The 16,696-nt window shown below is 57.1% G+C and carries 18 protein-coding genes; 10 read left to right on the top strand and 8 right to left on the bottom strand.

Annotation, left to right across the window (positions count from 1 at the left end):
• Positions 1 to 86: 86 nt before the first annotated feature.
• Positions 87 to 1,076 (top strand): asparaginase, encoded by a 990-nt coding sequence (locus OLX08_RS07320; protein WP_391483202.1) that lies wholly within the window; start codon positions 87 to 89, stop codon positions 1,074 to 1,076.
• Positions 1,077 to 1,138: 62 nt separating this feature from the next.
• On the opposite strand, the gene rlmH is transcribed toward OLX08_RS07320, so the two are convergent.
• The 3 genes from rlmH to OLX08_RS07305 all read right to left on the bottom strand — a co-directional run bounded on the left by rlmH (position 1,139) and on the right by OLX08_RS07305 (position 3,505).
• Entirely contained in the window at positions 1,139 to 1,609 is a 471-nt protein-coding gene (gene rlmH, locus OLX08_RS07315) for a 23S rRNA (pseudouridine(1915)-N(3))-methyltransferase RlmH (RefSeq protein ID WP_391480644.1), read from the bottom strand.
• Between the two features lie 9 nt (positions 1,610 to 1,618).
• Positions 1,619 to 2,023 carry a ribosome silencing factor gene (rsfS, locus tag OLX08_RS07310; RefSeq protein ID WP_048598465.1) on the bottom strand — a complete coding sequence of 135 codons (405 nt, stop codon included), beginning with the start codon at positions 2,021 to 2,023 and terminating at the stop codon, positions 1,619 to 1,621.
• A gap of 174 nt (positions 2,024 to 2,197) precedes the next feature.
• Positions 2,198 to 3,505: a mechanosensitive ion channel family protein gene (locus tag OLX08_RS07305; RefSeq protein ID WP_391483200.1), complete on the bottom strand. Its 1,308-nt coding sequence runs from the start codon at positions 3,503 to 3,505 to the stop codon at positions 2,198 to 2,200.
• Positions 3,506 to 3,684: 179 nt separating this feature from the next.
• On the opposite strand from OLX08_RS07305, the gene OLX08_RS07300 reads away from it, so the two are divergent.
• From OLX08_RS07300 to OLX08_RS07270, 7 genes are all read left to right on the top strand, one after another.
• Positions 3,685 to 3,774, top strand: a complete 90-nt coding sequence (locus OLX08_RS07300) for an isopropylmalate isomerase (protein WP_218151592.1) — start codon at positions 3,685 to 3,687, stop codon at positions 3,772 to 3,774.
• A 65-nt stretch (positions 3,775 to 3,839) separates the two neighbouring features.
• The gene (gene leuC, locus OLX08_RS07295; RefSeq protein ID WP_048598464.1) at positions 3,840 to 5,246 is read left to right on the top strand and encodes a 3-isopropylmalate dehydratase large subunit; all 1,407 of its coding nucleotides are present in this window, start codon (positions 3,840 to 3,842) and stop codon (positions 5,244 to 5,246) included.
• 75 nt (positions 5,247 to 5,321) lie between these two features.
• Positions 5,322 to 5,927, top strand: a complete 606-nt coding sequence (leuD, locus tag OLX08_RS07290) for a 3-isopropylmalate dehydratase small subunit (RefSeq protein WP_391480642.1) — start codon at positions 5,322 to 5,324, stop codon at positions 5,925 to 5,927.
• A 388-nt stretch (positions 5,928 to 6,315) separates the two neighbouring features.
• Positions 6,316 to 7,161 carry a hypothetical protein gene (locus OLX08_RS07285; RefSeq protein ID WP_412535632.1) on the top strand — a complete coding sequence of 282 codons (846 nt, stop codon included), beginning with the start codon at positions 6,316 to 6,318 and terminating at the stop codon, positions 7,159 to 7,161.
• Positions 7,162 to 7,232: 71 nt separating this feature from the next.
• Positions 7,233 to 8,177, top strand: coding sequence for an endonuclease/exonuclease/phosphatase family protein (locus OLX08_RS07280; RefSeq protein WP_391480639.1), 945 nt, complete (start codon positions 7,233 to 7,235; stop codon positions 8,175 to 8,177).
• A 66-nt stretch (positions 8,178 to 8,243) separates the two neighbouring features.
• Positions 8,244 to 9,347 carry a 3-isopropylmalate dehydrogenase gene (gene leuB / locus OLX08_RS07275; RefSeq protein WP_334066947.1) on the top strand — a complete coding sequence of 368 codons (1,104 nt, stop codon included), beginning with the start codon at positions 8,244 to 8,246 and terminating at the stop codon, positions 9,345 to 9,347.
• A gap of 99 nt (positions 9,348 to 9,446) precedes the next feature.
• On the top strand, positions 9,447 to 10,406 hold the full coding sequence (locus OLX08_RS07270) for a DMT family transporter (protein WP_391483198.1): 960 nt from the start codon (positions 9,447 to 9,449) through the stop codon (positions 10,404 to 10,406).
• Between the two features lie 40 nt (positions 10,407 to 10,446).
• Here the strand turns inward: OLX08_RS07270 and OLX08_RS07265 are convergent, their stop codons facing one another.
• The 4 genes from OLX08_RS07265 to OLX08_RS07250 all read right to left on the bottom strand — a co-directional run bounded on the left by OLX08_RS07265 (position 10,447) and on the right by OLX08_RS07250 (position 13,235).
• Positions 10,447 to 10,899 carry a DMT family transporter gene (locus OLX08_RS07265; protein ID WP_341246201.1) on the bottom strand — a complete coding sequence of 151 codons (453 nt, stop codon included), beginning with the start codon at positions 10,897 to 10,899 and terminating at the stop codon, positions 10,447 to 10,449.
• 72 nt (positions 10,900 to 10,971) lie between these two features.
• A complete protein-coding gene (locus tag OLX08_RS07260; protein WP_391480637.1) occupies positions 10,972 to 11,793 on the bottom strand; it encodes an extracellular solute-binding protein in 822 nt (273 codons plus the stop codon).
• Entirely contained in the window at positions 11,783 to 12,535 is a 753-nt protein-coding gene (locus OLX08_RS07255; RefSeq protein ID WP_391480635.1) for an ATP-binding cassette domain-containing protein, read from the bottom strand. The genes OLX08_RS07260 and OLX08_RS07255 overlap by 11 nt, the downstream gene beginning before the upstream one ends.
• Positions 12,528 to 13,235: an ABC transporter permease gene (locus OLX08_RS07250; protein ID WP_391480633.1), complete on the bottom strand. Its 708-nt coding sequence runs from the start codon at positions 13,233 to 13,235 to the stop codon at positions 12,528 to 12,530. The genes OLX08_RS07255 and OLX08_RS07250 overlap by 8 nt, the downstream gene beginning before the upstream one ends.
• 70 nt (positions 13,236 to 13,305) lie before the next feature.
• Between OLX08_RS07250 and OLX08_RS07245 the strand changes: the two genes are divergently transcribed.
• The gene (locus OLX08_RS07245; RefSeq protein WP_391480631.1) at positions 13,306 to 14,172 is read left to right on the top strand and encodes an amidohydrolase family protein; all 867 of its coding nucleotides are present in this window, start codon (positions 13,306 to 13,308) and stop codon (positions 14,170 to 14,172) included.
• On the opposite strand, the gene OLX08_RS07240 is transcribed toward OLX08_RS07245, so the two are convergent.
• Positions 14,160 to 15,368 carry a Coenzyme F420 hydrogenase/dehydrogenase, beta subunit C-terminal domain gene (locus OLX08_RS07240; RefSeq protein WP_391480630.1) on the bottom strand — a complete coding sequence of 403 codons (1,209 nt, stop codon included), beginning with the start codon at positions 15,366 to 15,368 and terminating at the stop codon, positions 14,160 to 14,162. The genes OLX08_RS07245 and OLX08_RS07240 overlap by 13 nt on opposite strands.
• Before the next feature lie 112 nt (positions 15,369 to 15,480).
• Between OLX08_RS07240 and OLX08_RS07235 the strand changes: the two genes are divergently transcribed.
• Positions 15,481 to 16,644 (top strand): MFS transporter, encoded by a 1,164-nt coding sequence (locus OLX08_RS07235; protein WP_391480628.1) that lies wholly within the window; start codon positions 15,481 to 15,483, stop codon positions 16,642 to 16,644.
• Positions 16,645 to 16,696: the final 52 nt, after the last annotated feature.

Below are 16,696 nucleotides of genomic sequence, written 5' to 3'. Positions count from 1 at the left end.
TAGTGCAACATTAGCCTGAAACCAGCCAATGGGAAAACCCCTTGTGCTCAGCATTTACGCGGAAAACCGCCCCAAAAAGGTCTTAACTGATGGCTCCTCACCCCATGATCGCGCTTTGGCGCAACGATTTGCTCGAAAGCCTGCACACAGGACATGCGGTGATTTGCGATGAAAAAGGCGATATCGTGCAGGCATGGGGCGATCCGGATGCGGTGATTTTTCCGCGTTCATCGTGCAAAATGATCCAAGCACTTCCGCTTTTGGAAAGCGGTGCGGCGGATCATCTGACCACTGAACAACGCGCACTTTTATGCGCCAGCCACAATGGTGCGGCCATCCATGTGGAGCGTGTTCAGGCGTGGCTGTCAGAAATGGATTTGGGCGATGACGATCTGCGTTGCGGCCAACAACACCCCGCCGACAAACCAGAGGCCGCGCGCTTGATCAAAACGGACGCGAGCCCGTGCCAAGTGCACAACAACTGCTCTGGCAAACACGCGGGGTTCTTGCTGTTGAACAAACACCTGCGTGGGGATGCGGATTACGAGTTGCTTGATCATCCGGTACAGCAGGCCTGCAAAGGGGCGTTCGAAGAGGTGACGGAAGTTGCCTCACCTACTTTTGGGATCGATGGGTGCTCTGCGCCTAACTTTGCCACCACGATGCACGGTCTTGCGCGCGGCATGGCGACATTTGCCTCTGCGACCGAAGGAAATAGCCGTGGTCGTGCTATGGTCTCGCTGCGCGAAGCGATGGCTCTGCATCCCGAATTAGTCGCGGGTGAGGGGCGTGCCTGTACCGAATTGATGCGCGCCATGGGCGGCAAAGTGATGATCAAAACGGGTGCAGAAGGCGTGTTCATCGCCATCATTCCCGAGGCCAAGATGGGTATTGCAGTGAAAGCAACCTGTGGCACGACCCGCGCCGCAGAGGCGATGATCGCGACCTTGCTTATCCACCTTGGTCACCTTGATCCCGCACATCCCGCCGCGCTGCGCCGTATCGGGGGTGACATCACAAACTGGCGTGGCACTAAAACAGGTGAGCTGCGCACAGTTGAGGGGTTCCCCATTTAATATTGGCGCTGAAAATTCATCAAAGGCCTGCAAACTGACCGATGCGCGAAAGCCGCGCTACGTTAGACGCGGTGATAGGGGCTGCCTGCTAAAATTGATGCGGCGCGGTAAAGTTGTTCGCACAGCATCACCCGCGCCAGCATATGCGGCCAAACCATCGCGCCAAAGCTAAGCTTTGCATTGGCATTGGCGCGCATTTCGGGCAGCAACCCATCGGCCCCGCCGATGATAAAGGCAATGTCTTGGGCCCCTTGATCGCGCCAGCCCGATAGCTTTTCGGCAAACTGAGGCGAGCTTATCACTTTGCCGCGCTCATCCAGAACACAGCATACGGCCCCTTTGGGCAATGCGCGCGACAGCAACTCATGCTCGGCCTGTTGACCCGCACCTTTTGCATCGACTTCGGTGATGGTGATCGGTCCAAGCCCCATATTGCGTCCCGTTTTGTCAAAGCGGTCAACATAGTCTTGGATCATGTCGCGTTCAGGGCCAGCACGCAGCCGGCCCACAACGCATAGGTGCACGCGCGTCATCGGGCGATGCTATTCGGCGGATGGATCGTGTGTGGACGGACCTGTTGGCATGCCGCGTTCTGCTTGCTCTTCTGGGCTAAGCCACATCTTTTCAAGCTGGTAGAACTCGCGCACTTCGGGGCGGAACACATGCACAATGATGTCACCGGTGTCGACCAACACCCAATCGCCTGCGCTTTTGCCTTCCAGCTTGGCGTTGCGACGGTGAGCGGCTTTTACATCGGTCACAAGGTTCTGCGCGATCGCAGCAACCTGACGGCTTGAACGACCCGAGCAGATGATCATGTAATCACCCATCTCAGACATGCCGCGCAGATCAATTTGCACAACGTCTTCGGCCTTCATGTCATCGAGGGATTTAAGGATAGTCACCAGCAGCGCATCGCTTTTGGCGGTATCGGGTTTAGTGCTCATCGGGGCACCTGCACCTGCGGCACCCGTATGGGCCGCATCTGTAGAAAGAGACAGAACATTGTCCTCCTTTATACGCGTCGCCAAAGCCCCGACGCTGGGCCTGCCACCAAAGTAGCATCGGGCCTGCTAAATCTCAATAATCAGGATGTAAACACAAACGTGACGGTCTGTCGCCTAGTCAAGCGCATTGGTGCTTAACTGTGACCCTTCTATCATCTTTACCTCCCTTTGCGGGAACGGAATAGAGATATCATTGGCTTTGAAGGTGTCCCACAGGGCCAAAAAGACTTGTCCGCGCACGTTTGTCAGCCCGCCTGTGGGGTCTTTGATCCAAAACCGCAGGATATAATCGACAGACGAATCCCCAAAACCCACAATATGACAGACCGGTGCGCGGGGGCTGCTCAGGACGCGGTCCACGCTTTTGGCGGCTTCAATCGCAAGGGCGCGGACGTTGTGCGGGTCATCGTGATAGGCGGTGCCGAAATAAATATCGAGGCGCACATAATCATTGGAGTGAGACCAGTTCACCACTTGGCCGGTGATCAGATCCTCATTCGGGATGAGGTATTCCTTGCCGTTGCGCGTCACGACGCTGACGTACCGCGCGCCAAGGCTGTTGATCCAACCAAATGTGTCGCCAAGGCTGATCACGTCGCCCGGTTTGATGGACTTATCAAGCAGAATGATCACGCCGGACACAAGGTTCGAGACCACTTTTTGAAGCCCGAAACCAAGCCCCACACCAATGGCACCAGACAGCACCGCTAGGCCGGTCAGATCAATCCCAACTGCCCGCATCCCAATGAAAAACGCCGCACCGTACAGAGCAACCTGCGTGGCTTTCACCACCAACACCCGCATTGAGGGCGACATTTCCTCGTTGCTGTTAACCCGCGTTGTGGTCGTTCGGGTCAGAAAGCGCGCACCAATAAAGAGAACCGCCAACAGGGCCAGACCCTGCAAAATCTGCCACACGCTGATGGTGCTTTCGCCAAGGCCAATGCGCGCGCTTTCCAGCATCTGTTGGACTTCGCTGTCCAGCCCGACGATGCGCAAAGTGATCCACGCCCAAGCCGCCCAATTCACCACGCGTCGCAAGAGATTGTTGTGAATAAGTCGGGTGGCAAACGCCACGATCAGCCAAGCCGTGGCGAGGTTGGCCACAATAACCAACAGGTAATATTTTGACGGAAAGCGGTAGAGATCCTGCATGATCGCCACAGCGCCGTAGGCAAGGGGCACAAACATGATGCCGCGCAGACGGTTCTGGATGACCAAAAACCACCTTAATTGCCACTTGGGAATACCCTGCTTGCCGCGCACCCACGCCTGCATTCTGGGTTTAATCAGCCGCCGCAATACTTCGGCAATAATCAGCAGAACAACAACAACTGCGATCTGCACAAGACTTGAGGGGCGCAGCAGCCCTTGGGCGAAAATTTCGGCTTGGCGCAAAATGCCCGTCGCAGTGTCTGTCATGACTTCGATCGTTGCGGGTTGAAACGCGTCAGGGGCGGCAGTTGCCGTCTCGGGGTCTGGGCCCCAATCGCTCCATGTCTCACCAATATGTTCTGCCATGGGGCGAGTTTGCGCCACGCATACAGATATCTCAAGCCTAACTTCTTGCGAGAAGAGCCGATTCTCTGTATCTGAGCGCTATGGAACAACGATACATCATGGAAGACCGAGCCCGCCTGCGCGAACGCTTTTACGGCGCGTCCATGACTGTGCTTGCGCGACTACACTAGGCGCCAGCCCTCAATTTTCTACCCACCTTCTATTCTTCACACATTTATTACGGGAGAGGACCAACATGTCCCCCAAAACACTTTACGATAAAATCTGGGATGCCCACGTGGCCCACGAAGCCGAAGATGGCACGTGCCTTTTGTACATCGACCGCCACTTGGTGCACGAAGTAACGTCACCCCAAGCGTTCGAAGGTCTGCGCATGACGGGCCGCACTGTGCGCGCACCGGAAAAGACAATCGCTGTACCGGATCATAACGTGCCAACAACGCCGGGCCGCGATGACCCGAAGAACATGACTGAAGACAGCGCCATTCAAGTGGCCGCGTTGGACAGCAACGCCAAAGAATTCGGCATCCATTACTACCCCGTGTCCGACGTTCGCCAAGGTATCGTGCACATCGTCGGCCCCGAGCAAGGCTGGACCCTGCCAGGTATGACTGTTGTGTGCGGCGACAGCCACACTGCAACCCACGGCGCATTCGGTGCGCTTGCCCACGGCATCGGCACATCCGAGGTTGAGCACGTTCTGGCAACACAAACGTTGATCCAGAAAAAGTCAAAGAACCTTAAGGTTGAGATCACAGGCAAACTGCGCCCGGGCGTGACTGCAAAAGACATCACCCTGACTGTTATCGGCAAAACCGGTACGGCAGGTGGTACGGGCTACGTGATTGAGTATTGCGGCGAAGCAATCCGTGATCTGTCCATGGAAGGCCGTATGACGGTTTGCAACATGGCTATCGAAGGCGGTGCGCGTGCGGGTATCATCGCCCCTGATGAGAAAACATTCGAGTACTGCAAAGGTCGCCCCAACGCCCCAACAGGCGCTGATTGGGATGCCGCAGTTGCGTGGTGGAAAACACTCTATTCCGACGATGACGCGCATTGGGATATGGTTGTTACCATCGCAGCAGAAGACATCGCACCGGTTGTCACATGGGGCACATCCCCGGAAGATGTGCTGCCAATCACCGCAGATGTTCCGGCGGCGGCTGATTTCCAAGGCGGCAAAGTCGACGCAGCGCAACGCTCGCTTGATTACATGGGCCTGACCTCAGGTACACCGCTGACTGACGTTGAGATCGACACGGTCTTCATCGGGTCATGCACCAACGGCCGTATCGAAGATTTGCGCGCAGCAGCGGAAATCCTCAAAGGCAAAAAGATTAAAGACGGTATGCGCGCCATGGTCGTGCCCGGTTCCGGCCTTGTGCGTGCGCAAGCCGAAGAAGAAGGCCTTGCGGACATCTTCAAAGAAGCTGGTTTCGAATGGCGCCTTGCGGGCTGCTCTATGTGCCTTGCTATGAACCCCGACCAACTCGCCCCCGGCGAGCGCTGTGCGGCAACGTCCAACCGTAACTTCGAAGGCCGTCAGGGCCGCGGTGGTCGTACGCACTTGATGTCACCTGCCATGGCGGCGGCGGCTGCTGTAACCGGCAAGCTGACTGACGTTCGGGATTTTAGCTAAGTCTTTTGCCCGCTGCGCGCCGCAAAATGCGCAGCAGCGGGCCACATAAATTTCTGTCTCACGAAGGAGACCATTATGGATAAATTCGAAACCCTTACTGGGATCGCCGCACCGCTTCCGTTGATCAACATCGACACCGATATGATCATCCCGAAGCAATTTCTAAAAACCATCAAACGCTCGGGTCTTGGTGTGAACCTGTTTGACGAAATGCGTTATGATGATGACGGCGCGGAAATCCCGACGTTCGTTCTGAACCAAGAGGCCTACCGCAACGCTGAGATTTTGGTCGCTGGCGATAACTTTGGCTGCGGCTCTTCGCGCGAGCATGCGCCGTGGGCGCTGAAAGACTTCGGCGTGAAGTCTGTTATCTCAACCAGCTTTGCAGACATCTTCTTCAACAACTGCTTCAAGAACGGCATCCTGCCGATCGTGCTGCCCCAAGAGGCTGTTGATGTGTTGATGAAAGACGCTGAGAAAGGCTCGAACGCGCGCATGATCATCGATCTGGAAGCGCAAACCGTCACCTCATCCGACGGCGAAGCGTTCTCGTTCGAAGTTGACGCGTTCAAAAAGCACTGCCTGATGAACGGTCTCGATGACATTGGCCTGACCATGGAAAAGGCTGCCTCCATCGATACATTTGAGGCTGAGCTGTCCAAAAGCCGTCCTTGGGTCTAACGCCCCTAGGCTTTCAGATTATGCGCCCATCCAGTGGTTTCTGGGTGGGCGTTTTTCGTTTTGGGCCTTGGGTTTGGGCAAGTTTGGGCAAATTACTCACTGCTGCTGTTCATCTTGGCTTAACGGACTTGTGCCTTCGTTTTTGCCTCTCGCAACATCTTGTGCCTTGTTTTTATGGATTTCCAAACGTGGTGCAAACCCGCACCACTTCCCCCCTAAAGTAGTATCAAAATCAGACCTCACAGATGCAAAACAGTTGTTTGGATTTTTGAATATGGGCATATCTTGATCATTAATTAGATGCCCATGCGCAGGTTTTCGCGCAAAAGGGCGCGTAAATAAGCGTGTGTATACTTGGTTTATGCATAACGAGTTCGAGGTTTTGGTGATGTTTTCCCGTTTTGCTGGCGCAGCTATTCGCGCCCTTTGTGTTGTCCTGCTTATTGCGTTGCCATCGGTGATGTTGCCCGCAACCATCGCTGGTGGGTCGGAAATTGTGTCCTTTATCGCCATCGCCGCCGCCATTCTGACGTTCATCGAATATAAATCGGACTATCCCTCGCTTATTGAGTTCCGCTTTGCGCCGCCCTTTAACCGTATTCGTTTCGGCTCGCTGCTTTTTACCGTTTTGGTCCTGTCGATCATCTGTAGTGGGAAGTACCACGCCACGCCCGTCACCGAGTTTACCGCCGCCATCGGTCAGCTGATCGCTGCATCGATTGATTTCCCGTTCTCGCCTGTGCGTTTGGTGGTGGGCATGCTTCCCGCAGACAGCACCGCCGATATTGTCACCGCCGTGCGCACCGCCGCAGGCATCAGCTATCTGACCTCGCTTCTATCGCTGGCGGTGTTTTTGGCTGCGCTTCGTTTGTCCCGTTGGCCGCGTAATTCCGGCACGTTCAATGTGTGGATTAACCTGCCTATGTTCGACCCGACCGCCGGTGGTGATGTGGTGCGCCGCCTCAACAAGGACGCACGTTTTAACATTATGTTAGGGTTTCTGCTGCCATTCATCATCCCTGTGGCGGTTCGGCTTGCGGCTGATTTCTTTGGTCCGATGGCAATGACCAACCCGCAGACTTTGATATGGACGATGGCAGCGTGGGCATTTTTACCGGCATCTTTGTTTATGCGTGGCATCGCGATGAGCCGCGTGGCCCATATGATCGCCGATCAACGCCGCCGCACCTATGCCGCAGAAGCCGCCGAGGCCGACGACTTTTTGGTGGCCTAGACCTCAGTGGTTTTGCGAAACCAATCCTGCCGGCCCTTGGTCTTTGGGTAACAGTTTGCGCGGGCCTTGCGATGTCTCAGACTCTGCGCATCGCGACCTATCAAACAGAACTTCAGGCCCGTGGTCCCGCGCTTTTGCTCCGCGATATCAAACGCGAAACTGATGAGGTCATGGCCCGCGTCGCGCTGATCAAACAGGCAAATCCGGATGTACTGATCTTGCAGGGGGTCGATTGGGATTATGATGCCCGCGCGCTTACCGCGCTGAATGCCCATCTTGGTTTTGATCACATGTTTACCAGCTTGCCTAACGCGGGCATGGCTACGGGCCTTGATATGGATGGTGACGGTCAGCTGGGCCAACCCCGCGACGCCCAAGGGTACGGGCGGTTTGCGGGCCACGGCGGTGTTGCAGTGCTTTCGAAACGCCCCATCGTTGGGCCAGTGATTGATCTGTCTGATCTTTTATGGCGCGACCTACCCGATGCTGATTTGCCCACCTACCCAGATGGCGCCCCTTTCCCATCTGCGCGCGCCCAAGCGGCGCAACGGCTGTCATCTCAGGTGCATTGGATCGTGCCGTTTGATGGCTTTACCCTAGCTACTTTTGCGGCAACGCCACCCATCTTTGATGGGGATGAAGACCGCAACGGCAAACGTAATGCAGCCGAGATCCGCCTTTGGGCGCATCTCTTGGATGGTCACCTTGATACCGCCTTGGCCGAACGTGGTGCGCCAAACGGAGCCGAAGGCATATCCCAGCCCTTTATTCTTGCGGGGCTGTTCAATCTTGATCCGTCGCAGGGGACACTGATGGAACAAATGTTTGCGCGCCCTGATCTGCAAGATGCAGCACCAACCGCCCACACAGCCGAATTTCGAAATGCCTACCGTCTACGGCTTAGTTATGTTCTGGCCTCGCCCGATATTACACCGCGCAGCAGCGGTGTTTTATGGCCGCCTAACGGCATGGGGCGGCACGGTTTGGTCTGGGCGGATGTGACCCTGAGGCCCTGATTTCTTGACCATCGGGGGCGAACGGGCTACCCGCTAAGCAACCAATTTTAAGAAGGACTTGTTGCAATGGCGAACCCCTCCCTTTTGATCCTGCCCGGTGACGGCATTGGCCCCGAAGTCATGGCCGAGGTTGAGCGCGTTATCGCGTGGTTCGGCGACAAGCGTGACCTGTCGTTTGACGTTGAAACCGACCTTGTCGGTGGCGCGGCCTACGATGCCCACGGCACGCCTTTGCATGATGACACGATGGCCAAAGCACATGCTGCGGACGCGGTTTTGTTGGGTGCTGTTGGTGGCCCTGCCTATGATGATCTGGACTTCTCCGTGAAGCCTGAGCGCGGCCTGTTGCGCCTTCGCAAAGAGATGGATCTGTTCTCAAACCTGCGCCCCGCACAATGTTTTGACGCATTGGCTGACTTCTCAAGCCTGAAGCGTGACATCGTCTCTGGCCTCGACATCATGATCGTTCGTGAGCTGACATCAGGTTCATACTTCGGCGAGCCACGGGGCATATTTGAAGAAGACGGTCAACGCGTAGGCATCAACACCCAGCGCTACACCGAAGCCGAGATTGACCGCGTTGCGCGCTCTGCGTTTGAGTTGGCCATGCGCCGCAACAAACGCGTTTGCTCTATGGAAAAAGCCAACGTGATGGAAAGTGGCATTTTGTGGCGCGAAGTCGTGACCAAAGTGCACGCCGAATATCCCGAAGTTGAGCTAAGCCACATGTACGCAGACAACGGCGCAATGCAGTTGGTCCGCGCGCCTAAGCAGTTTGACGTGATCCTGACAGACAACCTGTTTGGCGATATCTTGTCTGACTGTGCCGCGATGCTGACGGGCTCTCTTGGCATGCTGCCTTCCGCATCCCTTGGTGCAATTGGCGAAAATGGTCGCCCCAAAGCGCTCTATGAGCCGGTACACGGTTCCGCGCCTGACATCACAGGCCAAAGCAAAGCGAACCCAATCGCGTGTATTTTGTCCTTCGCGATGGCGCTGCGCTATTCGTTTGACCAAGGCGCTGAGGCTGCTCGCCTCGAAGCAGCGGTTGAAAAAGTACTGGCCGATGGTGCGCGTACCGGTGATCTGATGGGCCCAGACGGCGGTACCCCAATCAGCACCAGCCAGATGGGCGACGTTATCTTGGCCGCTTTGGACGCGTCCCTTTAAGGGCACGTTTCACAACAATTCACAGCGCCCGCCCTGATGCATCTTGTCACAGGGCGGGCGTTTGTTTTAGCCATGACTGAAACCAGTCAGGCCGCCTTTATGTCCAACAATACATCCGCCGCGCTTTATGCCCTTTTGGGTTTTGCTATTTTCTCGACCCATGATGTGATCGTGAAAGTACTGGGCGTGAGTTATCAGCCTTTCCAGATTTTGTTCTTTAGCGTGCTGTTCGGCTTTCCGATGGTCATGATGATGCTGATGCGCGACCAGACCGAAGCCAACCTTATTCCGCGTCACCCGTGGTGGACAGCCCTGCGCACGCTTGCTGCAGTCGCCACAGGTATCAGTGTGTTTTACGCCTTCTCTGTGCTGCCGTTGACCCAGACCTACGCCATTATTTTCGCAAGTCCGCTGATCATTACCGTCCTGTCCATCCCGATCTTGGGTGAGACTGTTGGCTGGCGGCGCTGGGTTGCAGTTGCGCTGGGCCTGAGCGGTGTTTTGGTGGTGCTGCGCCCGGGGGGGACCGACCTTGGGCTTGGTCATGCCGCTGCTTTGATGGGCGCGTTTGGCGGGGCGCTTGCCTCGGTGATCGTGCGCAAAATCGGTAAGGACGAACGTACGATTGTTTTGATGCTCTACCCCATGATGGCCAACTTTGTGTTGATGGGGGTGGCGCTGCCGTTTGTCTATGTTCCCATGACCCTGCCTGATTTGGTCGGTACCCTTGCCATGTCCATCCTCGTGAACCTTGCGGGGCTTTGCATGATTGTGGCCTACAAAAAGGGGGACGCGGCAATCGTCGCGCCGATGCAGTACAGCCAAATCATTTGGGCGACTATTTTTGGCGTGCTGCTCTTTTCGGAATTCCCTGACGCGATGACCCTACTTGGCGCAGCGATCATCATTGCCAGTGGTTTGATCATTGTGTTCCGCGAGGGCACGAAAGACGCCTCTGAAACGACGCCGGTTCTGCGCACTCGTTCACGGTTTGAAACAGGTACCGCCGCCCGTCTTAGCCCCACGTTGCGCAAACGCGGGATCATCGATCGGAAGTAATTTCTGTTTGAAAGGCGGGGCCGTTAACGGGTCCGCCGACCTAGCGATAGATCAGCACAGCGCCCACAGTCAAAAAGCCAAGCCCGACAAACTGCGATAAGCCGAGATAGCTGGGGGCGACCCCGAACATGCCGATCCGCGCAATCACAACTGCGCCGATCATCTGTCCGATGATTGCGGAGATCACCACGAAGAACACACCAATTTGCGGTACTGCCCATGTGAAGGCCCACACGAAGCATACGCCCAACAAACCACCGCTTAACAGGTAAAGCGGTTGCACTTTGATTGCGGCAAGGCTGCCTTGTGCGCCGCCGGCAAACCACAAGATGATCAGCGCGACCAAGCCAACAGCAAATGAAATGGCTGAGCCAAGAATAAAGCTGCCGATGTTTTGTGACAGTTTGGCGTTAAGCGGCCCTTGAAGGGCAACCATCACACCGACCACAAGCATCAGGCCGATGATCAAGAAAAAGCTGAGATCTTTGTCCATTTGGATGTCCCTTGTAAAACGTCCGTCAAATTCCGCTGTGATAAATCACCATCGCGCGGCAAATGACAGCCCTTAACGCGGCGTTGCGTTTGGATAGAAAAGCTGGGTGCCCGCGACGGTGAACGCGGCGATGGCGCTCTGTCCTTCATCTTGGGTTAACCAATCGGCAAAGCGTTGGGCCTCGGCCACTTTGACGTGGGGGTGGCGCGCCGGGTCTACCACGATCACGCCGTATTGGTTGAACATCGCGGGATCGCCCTCAACCAGCACGTCGTGGTCGGCTTTGTTGCCAAAGGCCAGCCACGTGGCGCGGTCGCTTAGCACATATGCCCCCATGGCGATGCCGGTGTTCAGAGTTGCGCCCATGCCGCTGCCCGTTTCGCGGTACCACGTGCCTGAGGCGTCTGTTGGGTCAAGCGCACCCCACATCCGCATCTCGGCTTTGTGGGTGCCGCTGTCGTCACCGCGGCTGGCAAAGGGTGCTTTTTGGGCGGCGATACGGGCCAGCGCCTTAGCCGCGCTGCGTGTTCCGCGAATGCCCGCAGGGTCGTCTTTTGGGCCGATCAGCACGAAATCATTATACATCACATCGTGGCGCGGCAGGCCGTAACCCGCATCCACAAAGGCCTGCTCTGCGGCTTTGGCGTGCACCAGCAAAACATCTCCGTCGCCGTTTTGGGCATTGCGCAATGCCTGCCCTGTGCCAACAGCCACAACGCGAACTTCAATACCGGTTGCGGCTTCAAACACGGGTAAAATCGTATCAAACAGTCCAGAGTTTTGTGTGGATGTGGTGGATTGTACCACGATGAATTGCTCAGCTTTTGCGCCCATTGGCATCACCGCCACAGACAGTACCAACGCAAAAATCAGGCCTGCGCATTTAGTCCACATAAAGCTCTCCATCCAGCCACGCTTTCATGGGCCGTGATTGTGGTTCAGTCAAAAGGCGCGCGGCGGGACCGGCCTCGGCAAGGCGGCCGCTTTGCAGGAACGCCACATCTTGGGCGAGGCGTTTCGCCTGTCCTTGGTCGTGGGTAACCATCACCACCGTGGTGCCTTGGGCCTGCACATCTTGCACCAATGTTTCGACAGCCCGCGTCGCCGATGGATCAAGATTGGCTGTCGGCTCATCAAGCATCAGCATACGCGGCGCACCAATAGTGGCACGCACAATCGCCAGCTTTTGTTGCTCACCACCTGACAAAAGCCGTGCGGGGCGTGTTGCCATATCCTGAAGGCCCGCCTTGGTGAGCAGCGCCTCTACTTGAGCGGCGCGCGCGTGGCGGGGCACGCCCTTCACCTTCAATGCAAAACGCAAATTACCCGCAACAGAGCGGCGCATCATCACGGGGCGCTGAAACACCATGGCTTGGGCCGCGCGGGCAGGGGCATCAAGGGTGCGCCCGTTCCAGATGACATCGCCAGATGTGGGCGCGATCAGCCCGTGGATCAACCGCAGCAACAGGCTTTTGCCCGCACCGTTGGGTCCCAAAATTGTTGTGATGCGCCCCTCGCGCAGACGAAGCGAGACGTCATCCACAAAGCGCGTGCCATCGGCGCGGTAGGTAAGCCCGCGTGTTTCAAGAAGGGTGCCGCCGAAATCAGCGCGGATGATATTTGCGGGCTCACGCATAAGCAGCCCTCACAGAGGCAGAGCGCAGTGTCATCACGGCCGCATTCACCAGAAGTGCGATCAGCAACAGCACAATCCCAAGGGCCAGCGCCAGTTCAAGATTGCCCTTGCTGGTTTCAAGTGCGATTGAGGTGGTCATGACTCGGGTGACGTGGTTGATGTTGCCACCCACAATCATGACCGCGCCCACTTCGGCCACCGCACGGCCAAAACCCGCAAGCGCCACAGGCACCAACGCCAACCGCGCATCCCACATCAGCGCCACAATGCGTGCCAGCCGTCCAACACCCATCGAGCGGAACTGCTCGCGGTATTCGCGGTGCATATCCGACGTCACTTGCACCGTTAGGGCCGCAACAATCGGCGTGATCAAAATGGTCTGTGCAATAATCATGGCAGCGGGCGTGTAAAGCAGGCCCAGCACCCCAAGCGGGCCACTTGCTGACAACAGCAGATACACCACCAAACCCACCACCACAGGCGGCAGGCCCATCAGCGCGTTCAGAAAGATAATGACGCCGCCGCGTCCGGCAAACTGTGTGCCGCCCACAACTGCGCCCAATGGCAGGCCAATCGCACAGGCAATAGCGGTCGCACTTAACGTCACATAAAGCGACAGCCCCACAACACCGCGCAGCACCGGATCCCCTTGGGCGATCAGAGCAAAGGCGCGCAGCAGTATGTCGGCAAATGTTTCCATCCCTTGTCTCTACCAAACCTGCTGGGCTACTCCAAAGCTAAGAAACGCCATAAATCCGATAGGAGCCGACATGCTGCCCACTGCCTTGCCCCCGATCGACACACCAACGTCGCCCATTGGAAACGTGCCGCATGGGGCGTGTGATGCGCATATTCATATGGTTGGCGATGATATGCCCTTGTGGGATGGCCGTGTTGAGGACCCTGCCGCCGGCAGCCTTGATGAGTATGTCACGCGCTACCGCCACCATATGGATGTGCTGGGTATGGAGCGTTGCGTGATCGTGCACTCCATTCTTTACGGGGCCAACAATGATGTGACGAAAGCCGCTGTTTCAGCGATGGGCGATGCGGCGCGGGGGATCGGGCTTGTCACGGATGCGGCGACCGAGGCGGATTTGGATGATTTGCGTGACGCGGGCATTGTGGGCGTGCGGCTGAACTATGTGCACGGTGGTGTGTTGTCGTGGGACGGCGTAAAGCGGATTGCGCCAATGCTTGCGGCGCGCGGGATGCACGTGCAGATGCTGATGAACACCCACAAACACATGCAAGAACTTGCGGACGATGTGCGCGCCATGCCGGTGCCCGTGTGTTTTGACCACATCGGTTGGCCTGATCTAAGTCTCGGCACCCAGCAAGAAGGCTTTGAGACACTGCGCCAATTGGTGTCTGATGGGGCCTGTCATGTGAAGCTAAGCGCCCCTTACAGGTTGTGCGATGCGCCGTATGAAGCGGCCAGCAGCTTTATCGAAACACTGGCGCGCGCAAACCCTGACGCCTGCGTTTGGGGCAGCGATTGGCCCCATATTATGCTGGCGGATGCAAAACTGCCGGATGCGGGCGTCTTGTTGAACCACTTCATGGGGACCGTCACCGATGAGGATACCCGCCGCCGCATTTTGGTTGATACACCTGCGCGGCTTTACGGCTTTTGACGCTCGCCCTCTTGGGGGGTCACATCATAGGGCGCGGCCAAGTCCCAGACATGATCGGGGATCATGTTCTTCATCTTTGCAGGCTCTTCGCGGCGCAGGTGCAGCACGGTTTCAACTGCTTTCATCTCAAGCCTTGCGCGGGCAAATTCGATGCCGCGCGGTCCGATGCGGGGCATGAGCCAGCCCACAATCGGACGCAACCAATTTGGCATTTTGCGCAGGGGAAGCCCCCCCGCCGCGCGGGCAGTATTGTCACGAAAACCGGCCACGGCACCGGCGCGTTTGCCCTTATCGGCGGGGGCTGAAAGTTTGACCTCTGGGCGGATCGCCTCAAGGGCGCGGGCGCCACGATCATTGCGTACGATCACCCATTGCTCACCGGTGCCGCCCATGTAGCCCACGGTGATATCAGCCAGCGTGTTGGTGTAATCCACGCAGGTGCGACAGGTCAGTGGAAAGAAGTCGGGCGATAAATCAGACAGCGGCAACTGCAGGAACGGAATGGTTTGCGAGCGGCCATCCTCAAAGCGCAGCTCAACGTGATAATCGGCGCGAAACTCAAGATATGTGATCGTCTCGGGTTTGTCGGACAGGCGCGCCAGAAAGTCGTGGAAATTGGCGGTGGTGGTGTTGTCGGAACACGGTGTTCCGATCACGGTAATGGCCTCAAATCCAAGCTGTTCTTCGATGCGGCGCAGGGCATACACCTGACAGGGGATGCCGATCATCGCCAGCCGTTTCAGGCCCATTTCGGCGGCAGGTTCCAGCATGGCCAGCAGCGGCGCGTAGCCCATCCGCATCCCGCGGGCTTGGGCCATATCGGCGGCCTCAGTAATAATCGCGGGCACGGGTTTCCACGGATCATCAGCGTCAGGCACCATGCAAATGACGCCGTCGACACTGCCGTCTTCCAGCATCTTTTCAGCCAGCCGCGTTGTCAGCCCCGTCCATTGCGCCCCCTCGCGCGCAGGGGTCAAAGCGGCGCGGTACATGGCTTGGAACGGACCAAAGAAAACCTCGTCCCCCGTTGCGCGCCGAGTGCGCCCTTGCACGGCGGCTTCCATCGCGGGGTAGTCCGGTTTGATGAACTGGCACGCGGTGCCGCAGGACTTGGCGATCCCCATGCGCGAGACGCCGCAATCTGTGCAAAGGCCACGGGGTTCAGCAGGGCCGGCGGAGGGGGTCAGGACTGTCATGGTGTGATGTATGGCATAGGCGCGCTGCGCCGCAAAGTTGATTGCAGACTTGCGCGGCTGCCCGTTGCATGGCAGCGGTACGCCCGAGGATAACTTGAACCGGAGCACCCCCATGAAAGCTGGCATCGCCGCATTGATCTTTGCTTATGTGTTGTCGCAATTCTACCGCGCGTTTTTGGCGGTTCTGACAGGCGTTCTGGGTCGCGATATTGGCGCCACGCCAGATGATCTGGCGGCGGCTTCGGGCCTGTGGTTTTTGACATTTGCGGTGATGCAAATCCCCGTGGGCTGGGCGCTTGATACAATCGGGCCGCGTAAAACAGCGCCTGCGTTGTTGATGATCGGTGCGCTTGGGGCGGTGGTTTTTGCGATGGCCACCACGGTGCTGCACATCAAATTGGCGATGGTTTTGATTGGCATCGGCTGTTCAGCGGTGTTGATGGCGGGGTATTTCATCTTTGCCAAAATCTATGCACCGGCCGTGTTCGCCACCCTTGCAGGCGTGATGATCGGGATCGGGAGTTTGGGAAATTTGCTGTCGGCCGCGCCAACAGCTTGGGCGGTTGAAGCATTTGGCTGGCGTGCCACGTTGATGGGGCTTGCGGCACTTACGGCTGCCACGGCTGTGGTGATGTTTGCCCTGATCCGCGACCCTGCGCGTGAGGTGGACGCGCCCAAAGACGGCTCTGTTTTGACGCTTTTGCGGATGCCCGCGCTGTGGCTAATTTTCCCGCTGATGTTTGTGAATTATGCCGCTGCCGCAGGGATTAGGGGGCTTTGGATCGGGCCGTATTTCGATGATCTGCACGGCGCGTTTCCGGCGTTTATTGGTACAGCGGGCCTTGTGATGGGGCTTGCTATGGTGGCGGGCACATTCCTTTACGCACCGGCAGACCGCATCTTTGGTACGCGCAAATGGGTCATCATTATCGGCAACAGCATCGGTGTGCTGTGTCTGGCGTTTCTGGCGATTAATCCGGTACCACAAATTTGGACTGCGGTGATCTTGCTTGCCGTGATTGGCATGGCAGGATCCGGATTTCCTGTGATTACCGCCCATGCGCGCAGCTTTTTCCCGTCCCATCTGACGGGGCGCGGAGTGACGTTGTTGAACTTGTTCGGGATTGGTGGCGTTGGGATTTTTCAGATGCTCACAGGGCGCATCTACGACAGTTTTGGCGCGCAGGGTGCATATCCGGTGATCTTTGGTTTGTTCGCTGTGACCATTACCATCGGGTTGGTCATTTACGCTTTTTCTGACGACCGCACGGACTAGGCCGTAACAGCGCGCGCATTGTGTAGCGTCTTTGGTCACAACGGGCCGGATG

Origin of the sequence: Nereida ignava (assembly GCF_047114695.1) — a bacterium.
Classification (GTDB): domain Bacteria; phylum Pseudomonadota; class Alphaproteobacteria; order Rhodobacterales; family Rhodobacteraceae; genus Nereida; species Nereida ignava.
This window is presented reverse-complemented; position numbering and strand designations above follow the sequence as displayed.

Bases quoted from the DNA above. Each gene is read 5' to 3' on its own strand.
- leuB (WP_334066947.1), top strand. From the start codon at position 8,244: ATGGCGAACCCCTCCCTTTTGATCCTGCCCGGTGACGGCATTGGCCCC.
- OLX08_RS07250 (WP_391480633.1), bottom strand. From the start codon at position 13,235: ATGGAAACATTTGCCGACATACTGCTGCGCGCCTTTGCTCTGATCGCC.
- OLX08_RS07270 (WP_391483198.1), top strand. From the start codon at position 9,447: ATGTCCAACAATACATCCGCCGCGCTTTATGCCCTTTTGGGTTTTGCT.
- rsfS (WP_048598465.1), bottom strand. From the start codon at position 2,023: ATGAGCACTAAACCCGATACCGCCAAAAGCGATGCGCTGCTGGTGACT.
- leuD (WP_391480642.1), top strand. From the start codon at position 5,322: ATGGATAAATTCGAAACCCTTACTGGGATCGCCGCACCGCTTCCGTTG.
- OLX08_RS07305 (WP_391483200.1), bottom strand. From the start codon at position 3,505: ATGACAGACACTGCGACGGGCATTTTGCGCCAAGCCGAAATTTTCGCC.
- OLX08_RS07245 (WP_391480631.1), top strand. From the start codon at position 13,306: ATGCTGCCCACTGCCTTGCCCCCGATCGACACACCAACGTCGCCCATT.
- OLX08_RS07280 (WP_391480639.1), top strand. From the start codon at position 7,233: ATGTCTCAGACTCTGCGCATCGCGACCTATCAAACAGAACTTCAGGCC.
- OLX08_RS07235 (WP_391480628.1), top strand. From the start codon at position 15,481: ATGAAAGCTGGCATCGCCGCATTGATCTTTGCTTATGTGTTGTCGCAA.
- OLX08_RS07285 (WP_412535632.1), top strand. From the start codon at position 6,316: ATGTTTTCCCGTTTTGCTGGCGCAGCTATTCGCGCCCTTTGTGTTGTC.
- OLX08_RS07260 (WP_391480637.1), bottom strand. From the start codon at position 11,793: ATGTGGACTAAATGCGCAGGCCTGATTTTTGCGTTGGTACTGTCTGTG.
- leuC (WP_048598464.1), top strand. From the start codon at position 3,840: ATGTCCCCCAAAACACTTTACGATAAAATCTGGGATGCCCACGTGGCC.
- OLX08_RS07255 (WP_391480635.1), bottom strand. From the start codon at position 12,535: ATGCGTGAGCCCGCAAATATCATCCGCGCTGATTTCGGCGGCACCCTT.
- rlmH (WP_391480644.1), bottom strand. From the start codon at position 1,609: ATGACGCGCGTGCACCTATGCGTTGTGGGCCGGCTGCGTGCTGGCCCT.
- OLX08_RS07300 (WP_218151592.1), top strand. From the start codon at position 3,685: ATGGAACAACGATACATCATGGAAGACCGAGCCCGCCTGCGCGAACGC.
- OLX08_RS07265 (WP_341246201.1), bottom strand. From the start codon at position 10,899: ATGGACAAAGATCTCAGCTTTTTCTTGATCATCGGCCTGATGCTTGTG.
- OLX08_RS07240 (WP_391480630.1), bottom strand. From the start codon at position 15,368: ATGACAGTCCTGACCCCCTCCGCCGGCCCTGCTGAACCCCGTGGCCTT.